The 15161-nt window shown below is 60.3% G+C and carries 17 protein-coding genes; 8 read left to right on the forward strand and 9 right to left on the reverse strand.

Features of this window, described 5'->3' with window-relative positions:
- Positions 1-101: 101 nt before the first annotated feature.
- Together rssC and rssB are read right to left on the reverse strand one after the other, a co-directional pair.
- Entirely contained in the window at positions 102-584 is a 483-nt protein-coding gene (gene rssC, locus ACTD9P_RS20390) for an anti-sigma factor antagonist RssC (RefSeq protein ID WP_010212025.1), read from the reverse strand.
- On the reverse strand, positions 584-1765 hold the full coding sequence (rssB, locus tag ACTD9P_RS20395) for a two-component system response regulator RssB (RefSeq protein ID WP_110624244.1): 1182 nt from the start codon (positions 1763-1765) through the stop codon (positions 584-586). Before rssB ends, rssC begins: the two co-directional genes overlap by 1 nt.
- 276 nt (positions 1766-2041) lie before the next feature.
- Between rssB and ACTD9P_RS20400 the strand changes: the two genes are divergently transcribed.
- Positions 2042-2338, forward strand: a complete 297-nt coding sequence (locus tag ACTD9P_RS20400) for a PilZ domain-containing protein (protein ID WP_438869116.1) — start codon at positions 2042-2044, stop codon at positions 2336-2338.
- Between the two features lie 62 nt (positions 2339-2400).
- Here the strand turns inward: ACTD9P_RS20400 and ACTD9P_RS20405 are convergent, their stop codons facing one another.
- Entirely contained in the window at positions 2401-3090 is a 690-nt protein-coding gene (locus ACTD9P_RS20405) for an MlaA family lipoprotein (RefSeq protein WP_438869117.1), read from the reverse strand.
- 194 nt (positions 3091-3284) lie between these two features.
- Between ACTD9P_RS20405 and pcrP the strand changes: the two genes are divergently transcribed.
- The gene (pcrP, locus tag ACTD9P_RS20410) at positions 3285-3893 is read left to right on the forward strand and encodes an HAD superfamily inactivated hydrolase PcrP (protein ID WP_438869118.1); all 609 of its coding nucleotides are present in this window, start codon (positions 3285-3287) and stop codon (positions 3891-3893) included.
- Between the two features lie 110 nt (positions 3894-4003).
- Positions 4004-4270 carry a DUF4404 family protein gene (locus ACTD9P_RS20415; RefSeq protein WP_438869119.1) on the forward strand — a complete coding sequence of 89 codons (267 nt, stop codon included), beginning with the start codon at positions 4004-4006 and terminating at the stop codon, positions 4268-4270.
- A 136-nt stretch (positions 4271-4406) separates the two neighbouring features.
- Here the strand turns inward: ACTD9P_RS20415 and queF are convergent, their stop codons facing one another.
- Both queF and copI read right to left on the reverse strand, forming a co-directional pair.
- Positions 4407-5237, reverse strand: coding sequence for an NADPH-dependent 7-cyano-7-deazaguanine reductase QueF (gene queF, locus ACTD9P_RS20420; RefSeq protein WP_438869120.1), 831 nt, complete (start codon positions 5235-5237; stop codon positions 4407-4409).
- Positions 5238-5303: 66 nt separating this feature from the next.
- A complete protein-coding gene (gene copI, locus ACTD9P_RS20425; protein WP_200430518.1) occupies positions 5304-5825 on the reverse strand; it encodes a copper-resistant cuproprotein CopI in 522 nt (173 codons plus the stop codon).
- A gap of 156 nt (positions 5826-5981) precedes the next feature.
- On the opposite strand from copI, the gene ACTD9P_RS20430 reads away from it, so the two are divergent.
- Positions 5982-6662, forward strand: a complete 681-nt coding sequence (locus tag ACTD9P_RS20430; RefSeq protein ID WP_138816221.1) for a heavy metal response regulator transcription factor — start codon at positions 5982-5984, stop codon at positions 6660-6662.
- Positions 6659-8017 carry a heavy metal sensor histidine kinase gene (locus ACTD9P_RS20435; RefSeq protein WP_438869125.1) on the forward strand — a complete coding sequence of 453 codons (1359 nt, stop codon included), beginning with the start codon at positions 6659-6661 and terminating at the stop codon, positions 8015-8017. Before ACTD9P_RS20430 ends, ACTD9P_RS20435 begins: the two co-directional genes overlap by 4 nt.
- 157 nt (positions 8018-8174) lie before the next feature.
- Here ACTD9P_RS20435 and ACTD9P_RS20440 read toward each other — a convergent pair whose 3' ends face one another.
- The 3 genes from ACTD9P_RS20440 to ACTD9P_RS20450 form a co-directional block, all read right to left on the reverse strand.
- Positions 8175-9422 carry a lipoprotein-releasing ABC transporter permease subunit gene (locus tag ACTD9P_RS20440; RefSeq protein ID WP_438869121.1) on the reverse strand — a complete coding sequence of 416 codons (1248 nt, stop codon included), beginning with the start codon at positions 9420-9422 and terminating at the stop codon, positions 8175-8177.
- 61 nt (positions 9423-9483) lie between these two features.
- Entirely contained in the window at positions 9484-10167 is a 684-nt protein-coding gene (lolD, locus tag ACTD9P_RS20445; RefSeq protein WP_020372695.1) for a lipoprotein-releasing ABC transporter ATP-binding protein LolD, read from the reverse strand.
- 7 nt (positions 10168-10174) lie between these two features.
- Complete coding sequence (locus tag ACTD9P_RS20450) at positions 10175-11425, reverse strand: lipoprotein-releasing ABC transporter permease subunit (protein WP_017137435.1); 1251 nt, start codon at positions 11423-11425, stop codon at positions 10175-10177.
- A 94-nt stretch (positions 11426-11519) separates the two neighbouring features.
- Between ACTD9P_RS20450 and ACTD9P_RS20455 the strand changes: the two genes are divergently transcribed.
- Both ACTD9P_RS20455 and ACTD9P_RS20460 read left to right on the forward strand, forming a co-directional pair.
- Positions 11520-12098 (forward strand): PilZ domain-containing protein, encoded by a 579-nt coding sequence (locus ACTD9P_RS20455; RefSeq protein ID WP_058419625.1) that lies wholly within the window; start codon positions 11520-11522, stop codon positions 12096-12098.
- Positions 12099-12142: 44 nt separating this feature from the next.
- Positions 12143-12865, forward strand: a complete 723-nt coding sequence (locus ACTD9P_RS20460; RefSeq protein ID WP_438869122.1) for a glycerophosphodiester phosphodiesterase — start codon at positions 12143-12145, stop codon at positions 12863-12865.
- A 42-nt stretch (positions 12866-12907) separates the two neighbouring features.
- Here the strand turns inward: ACTD9P_RS20460 and sthA are convergent, their stop codons facing one another.
- The gene (sthA, locus tag ACTD9P_RS20465) at positions 12908-14302 is read right to left on the reverse strand and encodes a Si-specific NAD(P)(+) transhydrogenase (protein WP_003189670.1); all 1395 of its coding nucleotides are present in this window, start codon (positions 14300-14302) and stop codon (positions 12908-12910) included.
- Between the two features lie 235 nt (positions 14303-14537).
- Here sthA and ACTD9P_RS20470 point away from each other — a divergent pair, with 235 nt between their 5' ends.
- Positions 14538-15080: a chalcone isomerase family protein gene (locus ACTD9P_RS20470; protein WP_438869123.1), complete on the forward strand. Its 543-nt coding sequence runs from the start codon at positions 14538-14540 to the stop codon at positions 15078-15080.
- The last annotated feature ends 81 nt before the right edge of the window (positions 15081-15161 follow it).

The raw sequence follows: 15161 nt of genomic DNA on the forward strand, positions 1-15161 counted from the left end.
CTTGCTCGCGAATGCGGTGGGTCAGTTATGAATTTGCTGACTGACACACCGCATTCGCGAGCAAGCCCGCTCCCACATTTGACTGTGTTCCAACTGGGGGCTTAGTGGCGTTCCAGTGCGTTGACCAGGTCGTGGAAGGCTTCGCGGTTGGACTCGTTCAAGCCCATCAGGATCTTGTGCGCTTCCAGCACCTTGACCCGTACGATTTCTTCGGACTGGTCTTGCGAAGGCAGGTCGGTCAGGCATTCCGGGCACGGGATCGGGCGGTCAACGATGTTGAACACTTGATCAAAGCCCATGGACTGCAACAGACGGGTGATGTCTTCGTGGGTGGTGACCACAGTCGGCAACAGGCCGACCTTCTGCCGAGACAGAATGGACAACTTGGCCAAAAGGCCCAGGGTGGTGCTATCGATGCTGCGGGTTTCGGTCAGATCGATCACGATCGCTGAGAAGTTCAGCGCGGTGAAGATCCGCTCAATCGTCGCATCCAGCGCCGAACACAAGGTCAGGCGCACTTCACCGACAAACTTCAGGACGAAGGTCCCGTCTTGCTCGGCGAATTGGATTCTTCCGGTACTCATCAAAGATTCCTGCTCAACACCAATAGGGCGATATCATCCGGCATCTCCCCTAGCGTGGCCAATCCAAAAACCTGCCGCAGGCCATCCAGGCTGCCGCCCGCCGACTTGACCTTTTGGGGCAAGGCGGCTTCTTTCTCTTTGAGTGTAGGCTCTGGAAGAAGGTCCAGTATGCCGTCGGACATCAGCGTAAGGCTGAACGTCGGCGGCAGTTCCAGGATGTGGTCTTCGTAGGTGGCTTCGTTAAACAAGCCCACCGGCAGACCACGGCCTTCCAGGTAACGCACACTGTCAGGAGTGTATAAAACCGGCATCGGCAGGTGACCGCCGATGCTGTAGGTCAAAAGACCGGTTTCTTCATCAATAACGCCGCCAACCATCGTCACGTGCTTGCCCAGCTTGCAGCTGATCAGGCCTCGGTTGATGTGGCCCAGCACCTCGGAGGGGGTGAACTCCGGCAAGGTGCCATTGCGCTTGGATTCGAACAACAGCCGCGTGGTCATGAATTTCAACAACACGGTAACAAAAGCAGAAGAAGCGCCGTGGCCGGACACGTCGGCCAGGTAGAACGCCACACGTCGCTCATCGACGCGGAAGTAGTCGACGAAATCACCCGACAGGTACAGCGACGGGATGATCTGGTGCGCAAACTTGAATTCGTCGATGGTCCACGGGCTCACCGGCAGCATGTTCATCTGCACCTGGCGACCGGCGTTCTGGTCTTCCTGGAGCAAATTGAGGCTGGCTTCGAGTTCGCGGTTGGCGGTTTCGAGCTTTTCGCGGTAGCGCTGGTTTTCCAGCAGCAGGCGGGCACGGTCCAGCGCGCGGCGCACCGAATGCTCCAGCACCGCCAGGTCTTCCAGGGGTTTGATCAGGTAGTCGGCGGCGCCCAGGCGCAGGGCCTCGACAGCATCGTTCATCACGCCGGCACCGGACACAACAATCACTGGCGTCTGCGGCGCACGCTCGGTTACCTGGCGAATCAGCTCCAGGCCGCCCATTTGGGGCATGCGCAGGTCGCAGATCACGAGGTCGGGCTTGTCGCGCTCGAACACCTGGAGACCCTGTTGGCCATTACTGGCCTGCAGGACGCTGAAGCCACTGTCTTCCAAATAGGCCGCGAGGCTCGCGCGCACTACTTCGTCGTCATCGATTATCAGCAGCGTGGCACTGGTTTTTTGCATGTGGGCAAACGGCGCCAGAATTAGGTTGGCGTAGGCGGCTCGGCAATGGCCGGGCTCACGTACTGGATTCGCTTTCTAGCCTCTCTGTCCTACAAAGTACCGGGATTTCTCCCATGCACAACAGTAAAGCAGAGGTGCCCTTCTAAGGCGCAGACGGTACTCCCATCCGTCAGGGGTTTCAAGCTCATGCCGATGGTCGCCGGGCGTCTTTACACCGCAAATCACCGGGAGTTATAAGAACAGTCACCACCACAACACAAAGTAAGGATGGAACCCGTGAGCGAACATGAGCGCGGCTACGACGAAAAACGCGATTTCATCCGCATGCGCGTGGATGCCGATGTGGCGCTGATCCACGCAGGGCAAGAGATTGCCGGGGTTTGCGTGGACCTTTCCAGCTCCGGCATGCAGGTTGAGGCCCCTCGCCAGTTTCAGGTGGGAGACCAACTGACCGTGCGCATCGACTCGGAGCATGCCGCCCTTGCCGGCCTGGAAGCGGACACCGAGGTGGTGTGGGCCAAAAGCGAAGGCGAGCGCCAGCACCTGGGCCTCAAGATCTTGAAAATGCACTGAAAACCGTGCACAAAAAAGGCGACCTATAAAGGTCGCCTTTTTTCATTTCAAAACGTCACGGCTTAAAAGTCGTCGACGACCTTGCCGTCTTTTACCTTGAACTCACGGTTCTGCAGGTAAGCGTTACGGATAAAGGTGTACTTGTCGCCAGTGATCAGCTTCTCGCTGTCGAGCAGGCTGGCTCGAGTATCAACGATGTTCAGGCCGAAGGTGCTGTTGCGCCAGCCGATATCGTTCATGTAGCGGTACGGTTGGGTGTAGCTGTCGACGTATTTGGACGGCGCATCACGCAGGGTGCTTGGGCCCAGCAGCGGCAGCATCACGTAAGGACCGCTGCCTACGCCCCAGTAGCCGAGGGTCTGGCCGAAGTCTTCATCGCTGCGTTGCAGCCCCATTTTGGTGCCGACATCAACAAAGCCGAGCACGCCAAAGGTGGTATTCATCAACAGGCGAGCGGTGTCCACACCGGCGGCGTGCGGCTTGAGCTGCAGCACGTTGTTGGCCAGGTTGCCGACGTCGCCGATGTTGCGGAAGAAGTTGTGGATGCCGTCTTGCACGAATTGCGGGGTTACAAATTGATAACCCTGGGCAATCGGCTTGAGCGCGTAGGTATCAACGGTGTCGTTGAAAGTGAAGATCGGGCGGTTGACGCTTTCCCATGGATCGTCTTCCGACGCAGCCTGGGCCGCGAACGGGGCGAGCAGGATAGTTGCACACACAGATAGCTGAGTGAAGTACTGGCTCCAGCGCATAGCTTTGGCTCCTTGAATGGTCTGTCATGGGCGCTATGCCCTGAATAAGACCGTCAGTATATGACGGATGGGTGGATTTAGGCAGTGACGAGGAATCGACATACGCAAAATGCACAAAATTCCTACAAACAAGTTAAGTGTCATCCGCTTGTCATGCAGCCCGGATAGCGTCGTATTATTTCAGGGAAGTCGAAATGCCTCACGCCGAAATTGCCGTCGCCAGCGCCCCCACCTTGACTGCCGTGCTGTTTGGCCTGAGTGGCTGCCTGGTGGATTTCGGTTCCCAGGCCCGCACCGACTCGCCCTGCCCCGACTCCCAGGCCACGCCCGGCGCGCTGAAGATTCTGCGCAGCCTCAAGGACCAGGGCGTGCCCTGCGCCTGGCTGGATGAACTGCCTGCTTCTGTCACCACGCCGCTGGCGACGGCCCTGCCCGCCTGGCTCAAAGCCACGCCGCCCGCCGCGATTCGCTGGCCCGCGCCGCATGCTTGCTGGCAAGCCTTGATGGAACTGAATATCCAACGCCTAGAAGGCTGTGTGCTGGTCAGCGGTGAACCGCGTTTGCTGCAATCGGGCCTGAATGCCGGGCTGTGGACCATCGGCCTGGCGTCCTGCGGCTCGCTGTGCGGCCTGTCGCCGGAACAATGGCAGGCGCTGACCGAGCAACAACGCGAGCACAAGCGCGGCAAAGCCACGGTGGCGCTGTATGGGCTGGGCGTGCATTCGGTGATCGATCACCTTGGCGAGCTGGGCACGTGCCTGGCGGATATCAGCCTGCGCCAGCTTAAAGGCGAGAAGCCCTGATAGAGATCATGCACTCAAGGCGCCGGTGGATTAATCTACAGGTCAGCCCGTAGACCTTTCACGGCGTGCCGCGGTCTATGCCAGTGCCTATCGATAAAAGGAAGAACGTCATGCGTGCCCGCGAACAGCTGAAAGACCAAGTCAGAGAATTGCGCGAGCAATTGAATAGCGACCCGCTGATGTCGGTGGAGAAACGCGACGAGCTGGAATCATTGATTGCCGAACTGGAAGTTCAGGAACCGCTGGAAGGCGCTATCCAGGACCCAAGCATTGCCGATGGCGTGAACCTGGCGGTGGAACGCTTCGAACTGGACCACCCAGGTATTGCCGGGACCTTGCGCAATATTGTTGCGACCCTGGGCAATATCGGGATCTAACCCGGCCCCAAGCCAAACACAGAACCAAAATGTGGGAGCGGGCTTGCTCGCGAAAGCGGTGTATCAGTTAAGAATCTATCGACTGACACACTGCCTTCGCGAGCAAGCCCGCTCCCACATTTGTTTTGTGTGACGGCTACTGACGGGCCAGGCGCACGTTCTGGAACTGCACATCCTCAGTGCTGCGATACGGGTTGATATCCAACCCACCACGGCGCACATAGCGCGCATACACCGTCAACTTCTCGGGCTTGAGCAACCGCTGCAAGTCCAGAAAGATGCGCTCCACGCACTGCTCATGAAAGTCCGAGTGCTGGCGAAAGCTCACGATATATTCCAGCAAACTGGCGTGATCCAGCGCGTGGCCACGGTACTCCACTACCACGCTGCCCCAATCCGGCTGGCTGGTGACCGGGCAGTTGGATTTGAGCAGGTGGCTGTGCACGCTCTCCTCGATAACGCGCGAGTCGTCGCAACGCAGCAGTTCCGGGCGCGGGTGCTCGTAGTTGCTGACGCTGATGTCCAGCTCGTCGATGCACGCGCCCGGCAACGCCATCACGCCTTCGGCTTCAATCTCGGCCAGGCTGCGGATGCGCACACTCACAGGCAGGCCGGCGGCGGCGCTGAGGTCGGTGCGCAAGGTGGCTTCCAGGCTTTGCGTATCGGCAAACGCGGTCTGGTTCAGCGAGTTGAGGTACAACTTGAAAGACTTGGACTCGATGATGTTCGGCGACTCGGCCGGGATGCTGAATTCACCGATGGCCACCACCGGCTTGCCCGATGGCAGCAGCCACGACAGTTCAAAGCAGTTCCAGAAATCCACGCCCTTATAAGGCAGGGTTTCGGCAGTCAGCCCCAGCTCGGCCCATTTGGCGGCGCGAGGGATCGGGAACAGCAACGACGGCGTGTAGGTGGAGATGTATTCACTGGACTTGCCCAGCGGCGAATGTTCGGCTGCGGGATGCATGGCGGAAACCTGGCTAAATAAACCGCGCCAGTCTACCAGCCTTTGCTCCCGCCCTTAAGAATCGCCTCACTCAACGGTCAGCTTGCCGACCATGCCCGCCTGGTAATGCCCAGGAATGTTGCAGGCAAACTCAAGACCGGTGGCCTTGGTGAAGGTCCAGGTCAGCTCGGCGGTCTTGCCCGGTTCCACCAGCACGCTGTTGGGATCATCATGCTTCATGCCGCCCATGTCGCCATGCCCCATGGCGGCGTGGTCCATCTTGCCCATGCCGGTGGCTGTGAGCATGCCGCTGGCTTGCATCTTGAGCATTTCTTTCTGGTGTTCGGCATGCATCGCCGCATCACCCAGATTGAATTCGTGCAGCAACTGGCCTTTGTTGACCAGCACAAAGCGCACGGTCTCACCGGCTTTTACATCCAGAGCCTTGGGTGAAAAGGCAATGTCCTGCAGGGTGACTTCCACGGTGCGCGTGGCTTTATCGGCCGGTGCCGGGTGGCCAAACGCATAGGTGTGGGCCTCATCGGCCATTGCATTAACGCTCAACGCCAACAAACAGCCCGCCAATAACAGTGGTGTACGCAACGCCATGACGCTTCTCCAAAAAAGTGTGTCCAGCTTGCTCAGCACTTTAAGATGGCCCCGCTGCCAGCCAGCTGATTGCTAGATTACAACTTTGTCAGGTTACGCCCTTACGCTGACCCCCACGGTATAAAGCCCATCGTCACCTGTTGCCACGAGTTGCCCATGAAACTGCTGATCGTTGAAGACCAACCGAAAACCGGCCACTACCTGCGCCAAGGCTTGGCCGAGGCAGGTTTTACCACTGAGCTGGTAGCTGACGGCACCACTGGTCAGCACCTGGCGTTGACCGGCGACTACGACCTGTTGATCCTCGACGTGATGCTGCCCGGCCGCGACGGCTGGCAAATTTTGCAAGCGGTGCGCAGCGCCGGCCTGGAAATCCCGGTGTTGTTCCTCACCGCCCGCGACGCCGTGGAAGACCGTGTGCATGGCCTGGAACTGGGCGCCGACGATTATCTGGTCAAGCCCTTCGCCTTTTCCGAACTGCTGGCACGGGTGCGCAGCCTGTTGCGCCGTGGCAGCAGCACACCGCAGGAAACCGCGTTGCAACTGGCCGACCTGCGCCTGGACCTGATCCGCCGCCGCGTCGAGCGCGACGGCCAGCGCATCGACCTCACCGCCAAGGAGTTCGCCCTGCTCGAACTGCTGCTGCGCCGCCAGGGCGAAGTGCTGCCCAAGAGTTTGATTGCCTCCCAGGTGTGGGACATGAATTTCGACAGCGACACCAACATCATCGAAGTGGCGATCCGCCGCCTGCGCCTTAAAGTCGATGACAACTTCCCCACCAAGCTGATCCACACCGTGCGTGGCATGGGCTATGTGCTGGAGGAGCGGTGCAATTGATCCCGCGCCTGTCCCTGGCCAGCCGTCTGGCGCTGTTATTTGCTGGCTGTACGGCGGTGGTCTCGTTGATCGCCGGCGTGTTGTTCAACCAGGCCAGTGAGGCGCATTTCATCGAGCTGGACCAGCAGTTGCTCGACGGCAAATTGGTAGCGTTACGCAGCACCTTGCAAGGTGTCGACACGCCGCTGGTGTTCGCCCAGCGCGAAGCGCAATTGCGCGCCGAACTCAATCGCCAACCCGACCTTGCCCTGCGTATCACCGCTGCCGACCAGCGCTGGTATGACGGCGTCCCAGGCGTCACCCTGCCCGAAACGCCTGGCCTGCACAGCCTGCAAACCGCCGGCACCGACTACCGCGTGTACAACGTGCCATTGCAGCCGAGCCAGCCGAGTTCGCCGCAACTGAGCCTGATGCTCGATATCACGCACCACCAGCACTTCCTGCAACGCATGCAGCACCTGATCTGGCTGACCGTCGGGCTCTCGGCGCTCGCCACCGCGCTGCTCGGCGCATGGGCGGCGCGCAGCGGGCTGCGGCCGTTGCGGCGCATGAGCGAAGTGGCGGCAGGCGTGTCCGCGCATTCCCTGACCCAACGCTTGCCCCAGGCGCAAATGCCGGTGGAGCTGGCCGAACTCGCCCAGGCGTTTAACGCGATGCTGGGGCGGCTCGACGACTCGTTCCAGCGTTTGTCGGCCTTCTCCGCCGACATCGCCCATGAACTGCGCACCCCGCTGTCGAACCTGCTGACCCAGACCCAGGTGATCCTCACCCAGCCACGCCCGCTGGAGGACTACCGCGAGACGCTGCACAGCAACCTGGAGGAGTTGCAGTGGATGGCGCAGTTGGTGAATGACATGCTGTACCTGGCCAAAGCCGACCATGGCCTGCTGATGCCCAAACGCGAAGCGCTGGCGCTGCACGATGAAGTGGAGGCGTTGCTGGAGTTTTTTGCGCTGTTGGCCGAAGACGCGCAGGTCAAGCTGGTGTGCGAGGGCACGGCTCAAACGGCGGGCGATCGCGGTATGTTGCGCCGAGCCTTGTCGAACTTGCTGGATAACGCGCTGCGGTTTACCCCGGTGGGTGGCGAGGTGCGGGTGCGGATAATGGAAAGCGCACAGGCTGTGACGCTGACTGTCGCCAATACCGGAGAAGGTATCCCTGCGGCTTTGTTACCTAAATTGTTTGATCGGTTCTATCGGGCAGACCCGGCGCGCCGCGAAGGCAGCAGCGAGCATGCAGGGCTGGGGTTGGCGATTACCCAGTCGATTGTGCGGGCGCATGGGGGGAGGATTTATTGTGAGTCTGAAGCCGGGTGGACCAGGTTTGTGATTGAGTTGCCCAATGGTCACAGATGATCGTTCCCACGCTCCGCGTGGGAACGATCGAACGGCAGGTTGATGCAGGCCGGGCGGGCCCTTCGCGAGCAAGCCCGCTCCCACATTTGATCGCGTACATCCTTTGGAATGCGGTCGAATGTGGGAGCGGGCTTGCTCGCGAAAGCGGTCTTAAATATTACGAGTACCTGAGGGCATGCGCCGGCTCAATCTTCGCCGCCCGATACGCCGGGTAAATCGTCGCCATAAAGCTCAACACAAACCCGGCTGTGCAAATCAGCAGCACATCGCCGCCTTGCAGCTCGGAAGGCAGGTTGCTGACGAAGTACACGTCCGAACTGAAGATATGCTGCCCGGTCACGCGCTCCAGCCAGCCCACCAGTTCACTCACGTTCAGCGCCGCAATCACACCCAGCACCCCGCCGATCAAGGTGCCGACAATACCGATCACCGTGCCCTGCACCATGAAGATCGCCATGATCTGCCGTGGCGTGGCGCCGATGGTGCGCAAAATCGCGATGTCCGCGCCTTTGTCGTTCACCACCATGATCAACGTGGCGATGATGTTAAACGCAGCGACGGCGACGATCATCAGCAACAGCAGGCCGATCATGGTCTTTTCCATCTTCATGGCGCTGAACAGGCTGCCCTGGGTGTGGGTCCAGTCATCCGGTTTGTAGCCGGCGCCCAGGCTCGCGGCAATGTCGGCCGAAACCTTGGGTGCGGCGTACAAATCCTTCACCGCCAGGCGCACGCTTTGTACCTGGTTCGGCTGCCAATGCTGGATCTCGGCGGCGTCGGCCATGTTGATCAGGGCCATGGAGCCATCCAGCTCGGCGCCGACCTTGAAGATACCGACCACGTTCAGGCGTTGCATGCGCGGGGTGATGCCGCCCGGTGCGGCCGTGCTGATTTCCGGCACGATCAGGGTGAGCTTGTCGCCGACGTTCAGGCGAAAGCGCCGTGCGGTGATGTCGCCGATCACTACGCCGAACTCGCCGGCTTTGAGGTCTTCGAGTTTGCCGCGCACGATATGCTGGGCCACGATCGACACCTTGCCTTCCTGGGCCGGGTCAACGCCGCTGATCTCGATCGGCTGCATCGAGCCCTTGTAGGAGAACATGCCGTCCATCTGTGTGAACGGCACCGCAGCCGTGACCTCGGGGTTCTTCAGTGCGGCGGCGGCCACGGGCTGCCAGTTATCAATCGGGTTCACACCGACGATGGTGGCGTGGGGCACCATGCCGAGAATGCGCGTGCTCATTTCACGCTGAAAGCCGTTCATTACTGACAACACCACGATCATCGCCAATACGCCCAGGGCGAGGCCGATCATCGAGGTCATCGAGATAAACGAGACAAAACGGTTGCGGCGCTTGGCGCGGGTATAGCGCGTGCCGATAAAAATCGATAACGGTCTGAACATTCGCGGGCACCGTTTAAAAAAATGAAAAAGCCTGGCTTAAAAAAGCCAGGCTTGAAACGGGTCAGATGGCGACCAGATGACCTTCCTGCAGGTGCAACACGCGGTCCATCTGGCGGGCCATGCTCATGTCATGGGTGACCACCAGGAACGCGGTGCGCATCTGGGTGCTCAGTTCCAGCATCAAGTCCTTGATGCCTTGTGCGGTATGCGAGTCGAGGTTGCCGGTCGGCTCATCGAGCATCACCAGGCCTGGGTTGTTCACCAGGGCACGGGCGATGGCCACACGCTGGCGCTCGCCGCCGGACAGTTCAGCCGGTTTGTGCTCCAGGCGATGGCCGAGGCCAACGCGCTCCAGCAGTGCCTTGGCGCGCTGGCGCGCTTCCGGGATCGCGGTCTTGCCGATCAGCAGCGGCATGCACACGTTTTCCAGCGCGGTGAATTCCGGCAGCAGATGGTGAAACTGGTACACAAAACCGAGCGAACGGTTGCGCAGTTGGCCACGGGCTTTTTCACCGAGTGCCGACAGCTCTTCACCGGCCAGCCACACGCTGCCCTCGGAAGGTGTATCCAGGCCGCCCAACAGGTTGAGCAAGGTACTTTTGCCGGAACCGGAACTGCCGACGATCGCCACGCGCTCGCCCGGGTGCAGCTCCAGCTGCAGGTTGGACAACACCACCACCGATTCCGGGCCTTCCTCGTAGGATTTGCCCAGGTTGCGGCAGCTCAAAATAGCTTTTTCACTCATGCCCGATTCACTCATAACGTAAGGCCTGTGCTGGCTGGGTGCGTGCCGCGCGCCAGGCTGGGTACAGGGTGGCAAGGAAACTCAAGAGCAACGCGGCGCCGCCCACCATCAATACGTCCTGGGCCTGAACCTGGGACGGCAAGTAGTCGATGAAGTAGACGTCAGCGTTGAGAAACTTGTGGCCAATGACTTTTTCCAGCGCGGCAATGGCGGCGCTGACATTCAGCGCGGCCAGAATGCCGACGGCGGTGCCGATCAAGGTGCCGACCACGCCGATCACGGTGCCCTGCACCATGAAGATCGCCATGATCTGCCCCGGCGTGGCGCCAAGGGTGCGCAGGATGGCGATGTCGCCCTTCTTGTCGTTCACCACCATCACCAGGGTGGAGATGATGTTGAAGGCGGCAACAGCGACGATCAGCAGCAACAGCAGGCCAATCATGGCTTTTTCCATGCGGATGGCCTGGTAGAGGTTGCCGTGGGTGCGGGTCCAGTCGCGGGCGTAGTACTGCGAGTCGCCCAGGTGCTGGGCGATTTCCCAGGCGCCGCGCGGTGCATCAAACAGGTCGTTGAACTTGAGGCGCAGGCCCTGCACCTGATCCGGCTGCCAGCGATGCAGGCGCGCCAGGTCGGTGAGGTTGGTCAGGCCCAGGTAGCCGTCGATTTCGCCGGCGCCGACGTGGAAGGTGCCGACCACGGTAAAGCGCTTCATGCGCGGGAACATGCCGGCCGGGGTGACGGTGACTTCCGGCGCAACGAAGGTCAGCTTGTCGCCGATGCCCACGCCGAGCTTGGCCGCGGCCTTGTCGCCGATCACGATGCCGAAGCTGCCGGGCGCCAAGTCGTCGAGTTTGCCCTGCAACATGAACTTGTCGATGATCGACACGTTACGTTCCTGGGCCGGATCGACGCCATTGAGCAGGATCTTCTGCACCTTGCCGTCGTTGGTCAGCAGCCCCTGCATCTGGGTAAACGGCGCAACGGCCACTACCTTGGGGTTTTGCTTGACCTTGGCGGCCAGGCTTTGCCAGTCGTTGATGGGTTCATCGGACTCGATGGTCGCGTGGGGCACCATGCCCAGCACGCGAGTGCGCATCTCATGATCGAAGCCGTTCATCACCGACAGCACCACGATCATCACGACCACGCCCAAGGCGAGCCCGATCATCGAGGTCAGGGAAATGAACGACACAAAATGATTGCGGCGCTTTGCACGGGTATAACGCGTGCCGATAAATACGAAGAGAGGTCTGAACATGTCGGGGCTTGTTCGGAGGAAAAGAAGACGTCCCGGTGGCGGGGTCAGGTAAGCAGCTTTACACTCAGACCATTACCGCTACTTTGGGTTCGCCATGTCGACATTAGATGAAGAAGAACGCCGCGAATACTACCGTATCGACGACATGATCGCACTTCAAATCAGCACACTGTCTGCCCCGGAAGCGGCGAGCAAGGAAGTGTTGCTGGATGATTCCCCGCTATTCAATCTGCTCAGTGAACTGCACCTCAGCGAATTCGAAGCCCAGCACCTGCTGCGCCAGATCAGCGAGAAAGATCGCAGCCTGGCGGCCTTTCTCAAAGTCCAGAACAAACGCGTGGATCTGCTCAGCCAGATCATGGCTCGTGGCCTGTTGGACGAAGTCGGCGCACCGCAGCCGGTGATCATCTCCGAAGGCGGCATCGACTTCCAACACCCCACGCCCCTGGCGCCCGGCGCGCATCTGGCGGTCAAGCTGGTGCTGATGCCCCAGGCGCTGGGCCTGTTGTTGCGCGCACGGGTGACGCATTGCGACCCCAAGGGCGATGGTTTTGACGTGGGCACGGAGTTCGAATCCATGACCGACGCCCAGCGCCAGTTGCTGGCGCGCTATATCCTGCAGAAACAGGCCCAGGAACGCCGTCTGGCGCGGGAACAAAGCGACGACCTCTGAATACGTATTGACTACGCCAGGCTATCTGGCGCAAAGGAGCAACTGTGACCCTGATTTATGGCCACCGCGGTGCCAAAGGCGAAGCACCGGAAAACACCCTGACCAGCTTTCAGGAGTGCCTCAAGCACGGTGTACGCCGCTGCGAACTGGACCTGCACCTGTCCATGGACGGCGAGTTGATGGTGATCCACGACCCGACCCTCAAACGCACCGCCGACCGGCGCGGCAAGGTCGTCGAATACTCGGCGGCGGACCTGGTAAAGATGGACGCGCGCAAGGGTGGCCCAGGCTGGGTCAAGCCGTGCCCGATTCCGCGCCTGGAAGAACTGTTCGAACAGTGCGACTTCGATCACTGGCAGCTGGAAGTCAAAAGTGCCTCACGCACCCGCGCCGCGACCACCGTGTTGGCGATCCGCGAGATGGCCGTGCGCCATGGCCTGATGGACAAGGTCACCGTCACTTCAAGTTCGCGGGAAGTATTGAAAGCCGCGGTGGAACTCACCCCGGACCTGTCACGCGGCCTGGTGGCCGAATACGCCTGGCTCGACCCGTTGAAGGTCGCGCAGAACTACGACTGTGAGTACCTGGCATTGAACTGGACGCTGTGCACCCCCGAGCGTCTGGAAAAAGCCCAGCGCCAGGGTTTGCACGTGTCCGTGTGGACGGTCAACGAACCTGCGCTGATGCGCAGGCTCGCCGACTTCGGCGTAGATAGCCTGATTACAGACTTTCCCGGTTTGGCCACTGCCACCCTCGAGAATTACTGAAATCGGTCTCCCCGGCCGGCTCAGGCCACCGGCCGGAGCCGCTCAAAAAAGCCGGTTGAGGCCGTCGTAGGCCGCTACCCGATAGGCTTCTGCCATGGTCGGGTAGTTGAACGTGGTGTTCACAAAATACTTGAGGGTATTTTGCTCGCCCGGCTGGTTCATGATCGCCTGGCCGATGTGCACGATCTCCGAGGCCTGGTAGCCGAAGCAATGCACGCCGAGAACCTCAAGGGTTTCACGGTGGAACAGAATCTTCAGCATGCCTTGCGGCTCACCGGCGATCTGCGCACGCGCCATGCTCTTGAAGAACGCCTTGCCGACTTCGTAAGGCACCTTGGCCTTGGTCAGTTCGTGCTCGTTCTTGCCGATCGAGCTGATCTCGGGAATCGTGTAGATCCCGGTCGGCACGTCGTTCACGTAGCGCCAGCTGCCATTGTCGACAATGCTGCCGGCCGCCGAACGGCCCTGGTCATGCGCAGCACTGGCCAGGCTCGGCCAGCCGATCACGTCACCGGCACCGTAGATGTTTGGTACGCAGGTGCGGTAGTTCTCGTCCACTTCGATCTGGCCACGGCTGTTGACCTTGACCCCGATGTTTTCCATGCCCAGCTTGTCGGTGTTGCCGGTACGGCCGTTGCACCACAGCAAGGCGTCGGCCTTGATCTTCTTGCCGGACTTGAGGTGCAGGATCACCCCGTTGTCCAGGCCTTCGACCCGCTCGTACTCTTCGTTGTGGCGCACGGTGATGTTGTTGTTGCTGAAGTGGTAGCTCAACGCCTGGGAGATTTCCGAGTCGAGGAAGCTCAGCAACTGGTCGCGGTTGTCGACCAGCTCCACCAACACACCCAGGCCGCTGAAGATCGAGGCGTATTCACAGCCGATCACGCCGGCGCCATAGATGATCAGTTTGCGCGGGGTGTGGCCCAGGCTCAGGATGGTGTCGCTATCGTAGATACGCGGGTGGTGGAAATCGATATCCGCCGGGCGATACGGGCGCGAACCGGTGGCGATGATGATGTGCTTGGCCACCAGCTTCTCGACCACGCCGTTGGCGCAGACCACTTCGACAGTTTGCTCGTCGGCGAAACTGCCGGTGCCGAAGAACAGATCGACGCGGTTACGGGCGTAGTAGCCGGTACGCGACGCGACTTGCTTGGAGATGACTTTCTCGGCACTTTTAAGCACGTCCGGGAACGAGAACCAGCGCGGCTCACCAATGGCCCGGAACATCGGGTTGGTGTTGAACTGCATGATCTGGCGCACCGAGTGACGCAAGGCCTTGGACGGGATGGTACCCAGGTGGGTGCAGTTACCGCCGACCTGGCGACGGCTATCGACCATCGCCACCTTGCGCCCCGCTTTGGCGGCGTTCATTGCCGCACCTTCTCCAGCCGGGCCGGAACCCAGTACCACTACGTCGTAGTTGTAGACAGCCATGCGTACTCCTCAGAACAGGCCAGGCGTACGGTTGGACGCCTGGCTAAATCATGCCGCGGCCAGCGGGCATGAAGGAAATTTTTGGCTCAAGTGTGTGAGCCGGGGCACAGTCTATATAAGCCTCAACGCCGCGCACATTAACCCTTGGTCGCGTCGTAGGCCAGTCTTGCCTTTACTACAGAAACTGCAAACTGGCATTACACTGCTGACACGCACCTTCTCAGGCGGGGCCATTATGCGGCATGTGGTTTTGTGTTTAATGATGATTTTTTCGCTTGCAGTGCATGCCAGTGAGGCGGATCGGCTCAAACAGGCTGGCTTCCCGGCGCAGTCTCATGAACTGGCGCTGAAAAACCAGGCGGTGCTGGTGTATCTCTGGGCGGATGTCTACGCAGCCGCGCTGTACGCCCCAGCTGATATCAGCGCCAAACAGGCCTGGGACCAGCGAAAGGCTGTGCACCTGGCGCTGTATTACTTTCGCGACATCGACCGCAGTGATGTGATCAAGGCCGCCACGGCCACCCTTGAGCGCCAGCAGACCAGCGCCACCCTCGCCCGCCTGAAGCCTGAACTCGATCAGTTGCACGCCAGTTTCCGCAACATTCGTAGCGGCGATCGTTATGCCCTGGATTTTCGCCCTGGGCGCGGGTTGAACCTGGAGATCAATGAGCAGGTGGTGTTCAGCAGTCGTGATGATGAATTGTCAAAGGCCTACCTCGGTATCTGGCTGGCGCCGAAAGGCCTGTCGGACAGCCTGCGCAACGCCCTCCTGAACTAATCACAAATCCCCTGTGGGAGCGGGCTTGCTCGCGAATGCGGTGCATCAGTGACTCATAAGCTGACTGACGCACCGCATTCG

The organism is Pseudomonas onubensis (genome assembly GCF_965653655.1).
Classification (GTDB): domain Bacteria; phylum Pseudomonadota; class Gammaproteobacteria; order Pseudomonadales; family Pseudomonadaceae; genus Aquipseudomonas.

Bases quoted from the DNA above. Each gene is read 5' to 3' on its own strand.
- rssC (WP_010212025.1), bottom strand. From the start codon at position 584: ATGAGTACCGGAAGAATCCAATTCGCCGAGCAAGACGGGACCTTCGTC.
- rssB (WP_110624244.1), bottom strand. From the start codon at position 1,765: ATGCAAAAAACCAGTGCCACGCTGCTGATAATCGATGACGACGAAGTA.
- ACTD9P_RS20405 (WP_438869117.1), bottom strand. From the start codon at position 3,090: ATGCGCTGGAGCCAGTACTTCACTCAGCTATCTGTGTGTGCAACTATC.
- pcrP (WP_438869118.1), top strand. From the start codon at position 3,285: ATGCCTCACGCCGAAATTGCCGTCGCCAGCGCCCCCACCTTGACTGCC.
- ACTD9P_RS20415 (WP_438869119.1), top strand. From the start codon at position 4,004: ATGCGTGCCCGCGAACAGCTGAAAGACCAAGTCAGAGAATTGCGCGAG.
- queF (WP_438869120.1), bottom strand. From the start codon at position 5,237: ATGCATCCCGCAGCCGAACATTCGCCGCTGGGCAAGTCCAGTGAATAC.
- copI (WP_200430518.1), bottom strand. From the start codon at position 5,825: ATGGCGTTGCGTACACCACTGTTATTGGCGGGCTGTTTGTTGGCGTTG.
- ACTD9P_RS20430 (WP_138816221.1), top strand. From the start codon at position 5,982: ATGAAACTGCTGATCGTTGAAGACCAACCGAAAACCGGCCACTACCTG.
- ACTD9P_RS20440 (WP_438869121.1), bottom strand. From the start codon at position 9,422: ATGTTCAGACCGTTATCGATTTTTATCGGCACGCGCTATACCCGCGCC.
- lolD (WP_020372695.1), bottom strand. From the start codon at position 10,167: ATGAGTGAAAAAGCTATTTTGAGCTGCCGCAACCTGGGCAAATCCTAC.
- ACTD9P_RS20450 (WP_017137435.1), bottom strand. From the start codon at position 11,425: ATGTTCAGACCTCTCTTCGTATTTATCGGCACGCGTTATACCCGTGCA.
- ACTD9P_RS20455 (WP_058419625.1), top strand. From the start codon at position 11,520: ATGTCGACATTAGATGAAGAAGAACGCCGCGAATACTACCGTATCGAC.
- sthA (WP_003189670.1), bottom strand. From the start codon at position 14,302: ATGGCTGTCTACAACTACGACGTAGTGGTACTGGGTTCCGGCCCGGCT.
- ACTD9P_RS20470 (WP_438869123.1), top strand. From the start codon at position 14,538: ATGCGGCATGTGGTTTTGTGTTTAATGATGATTTTTTCGCTTGCAGTG.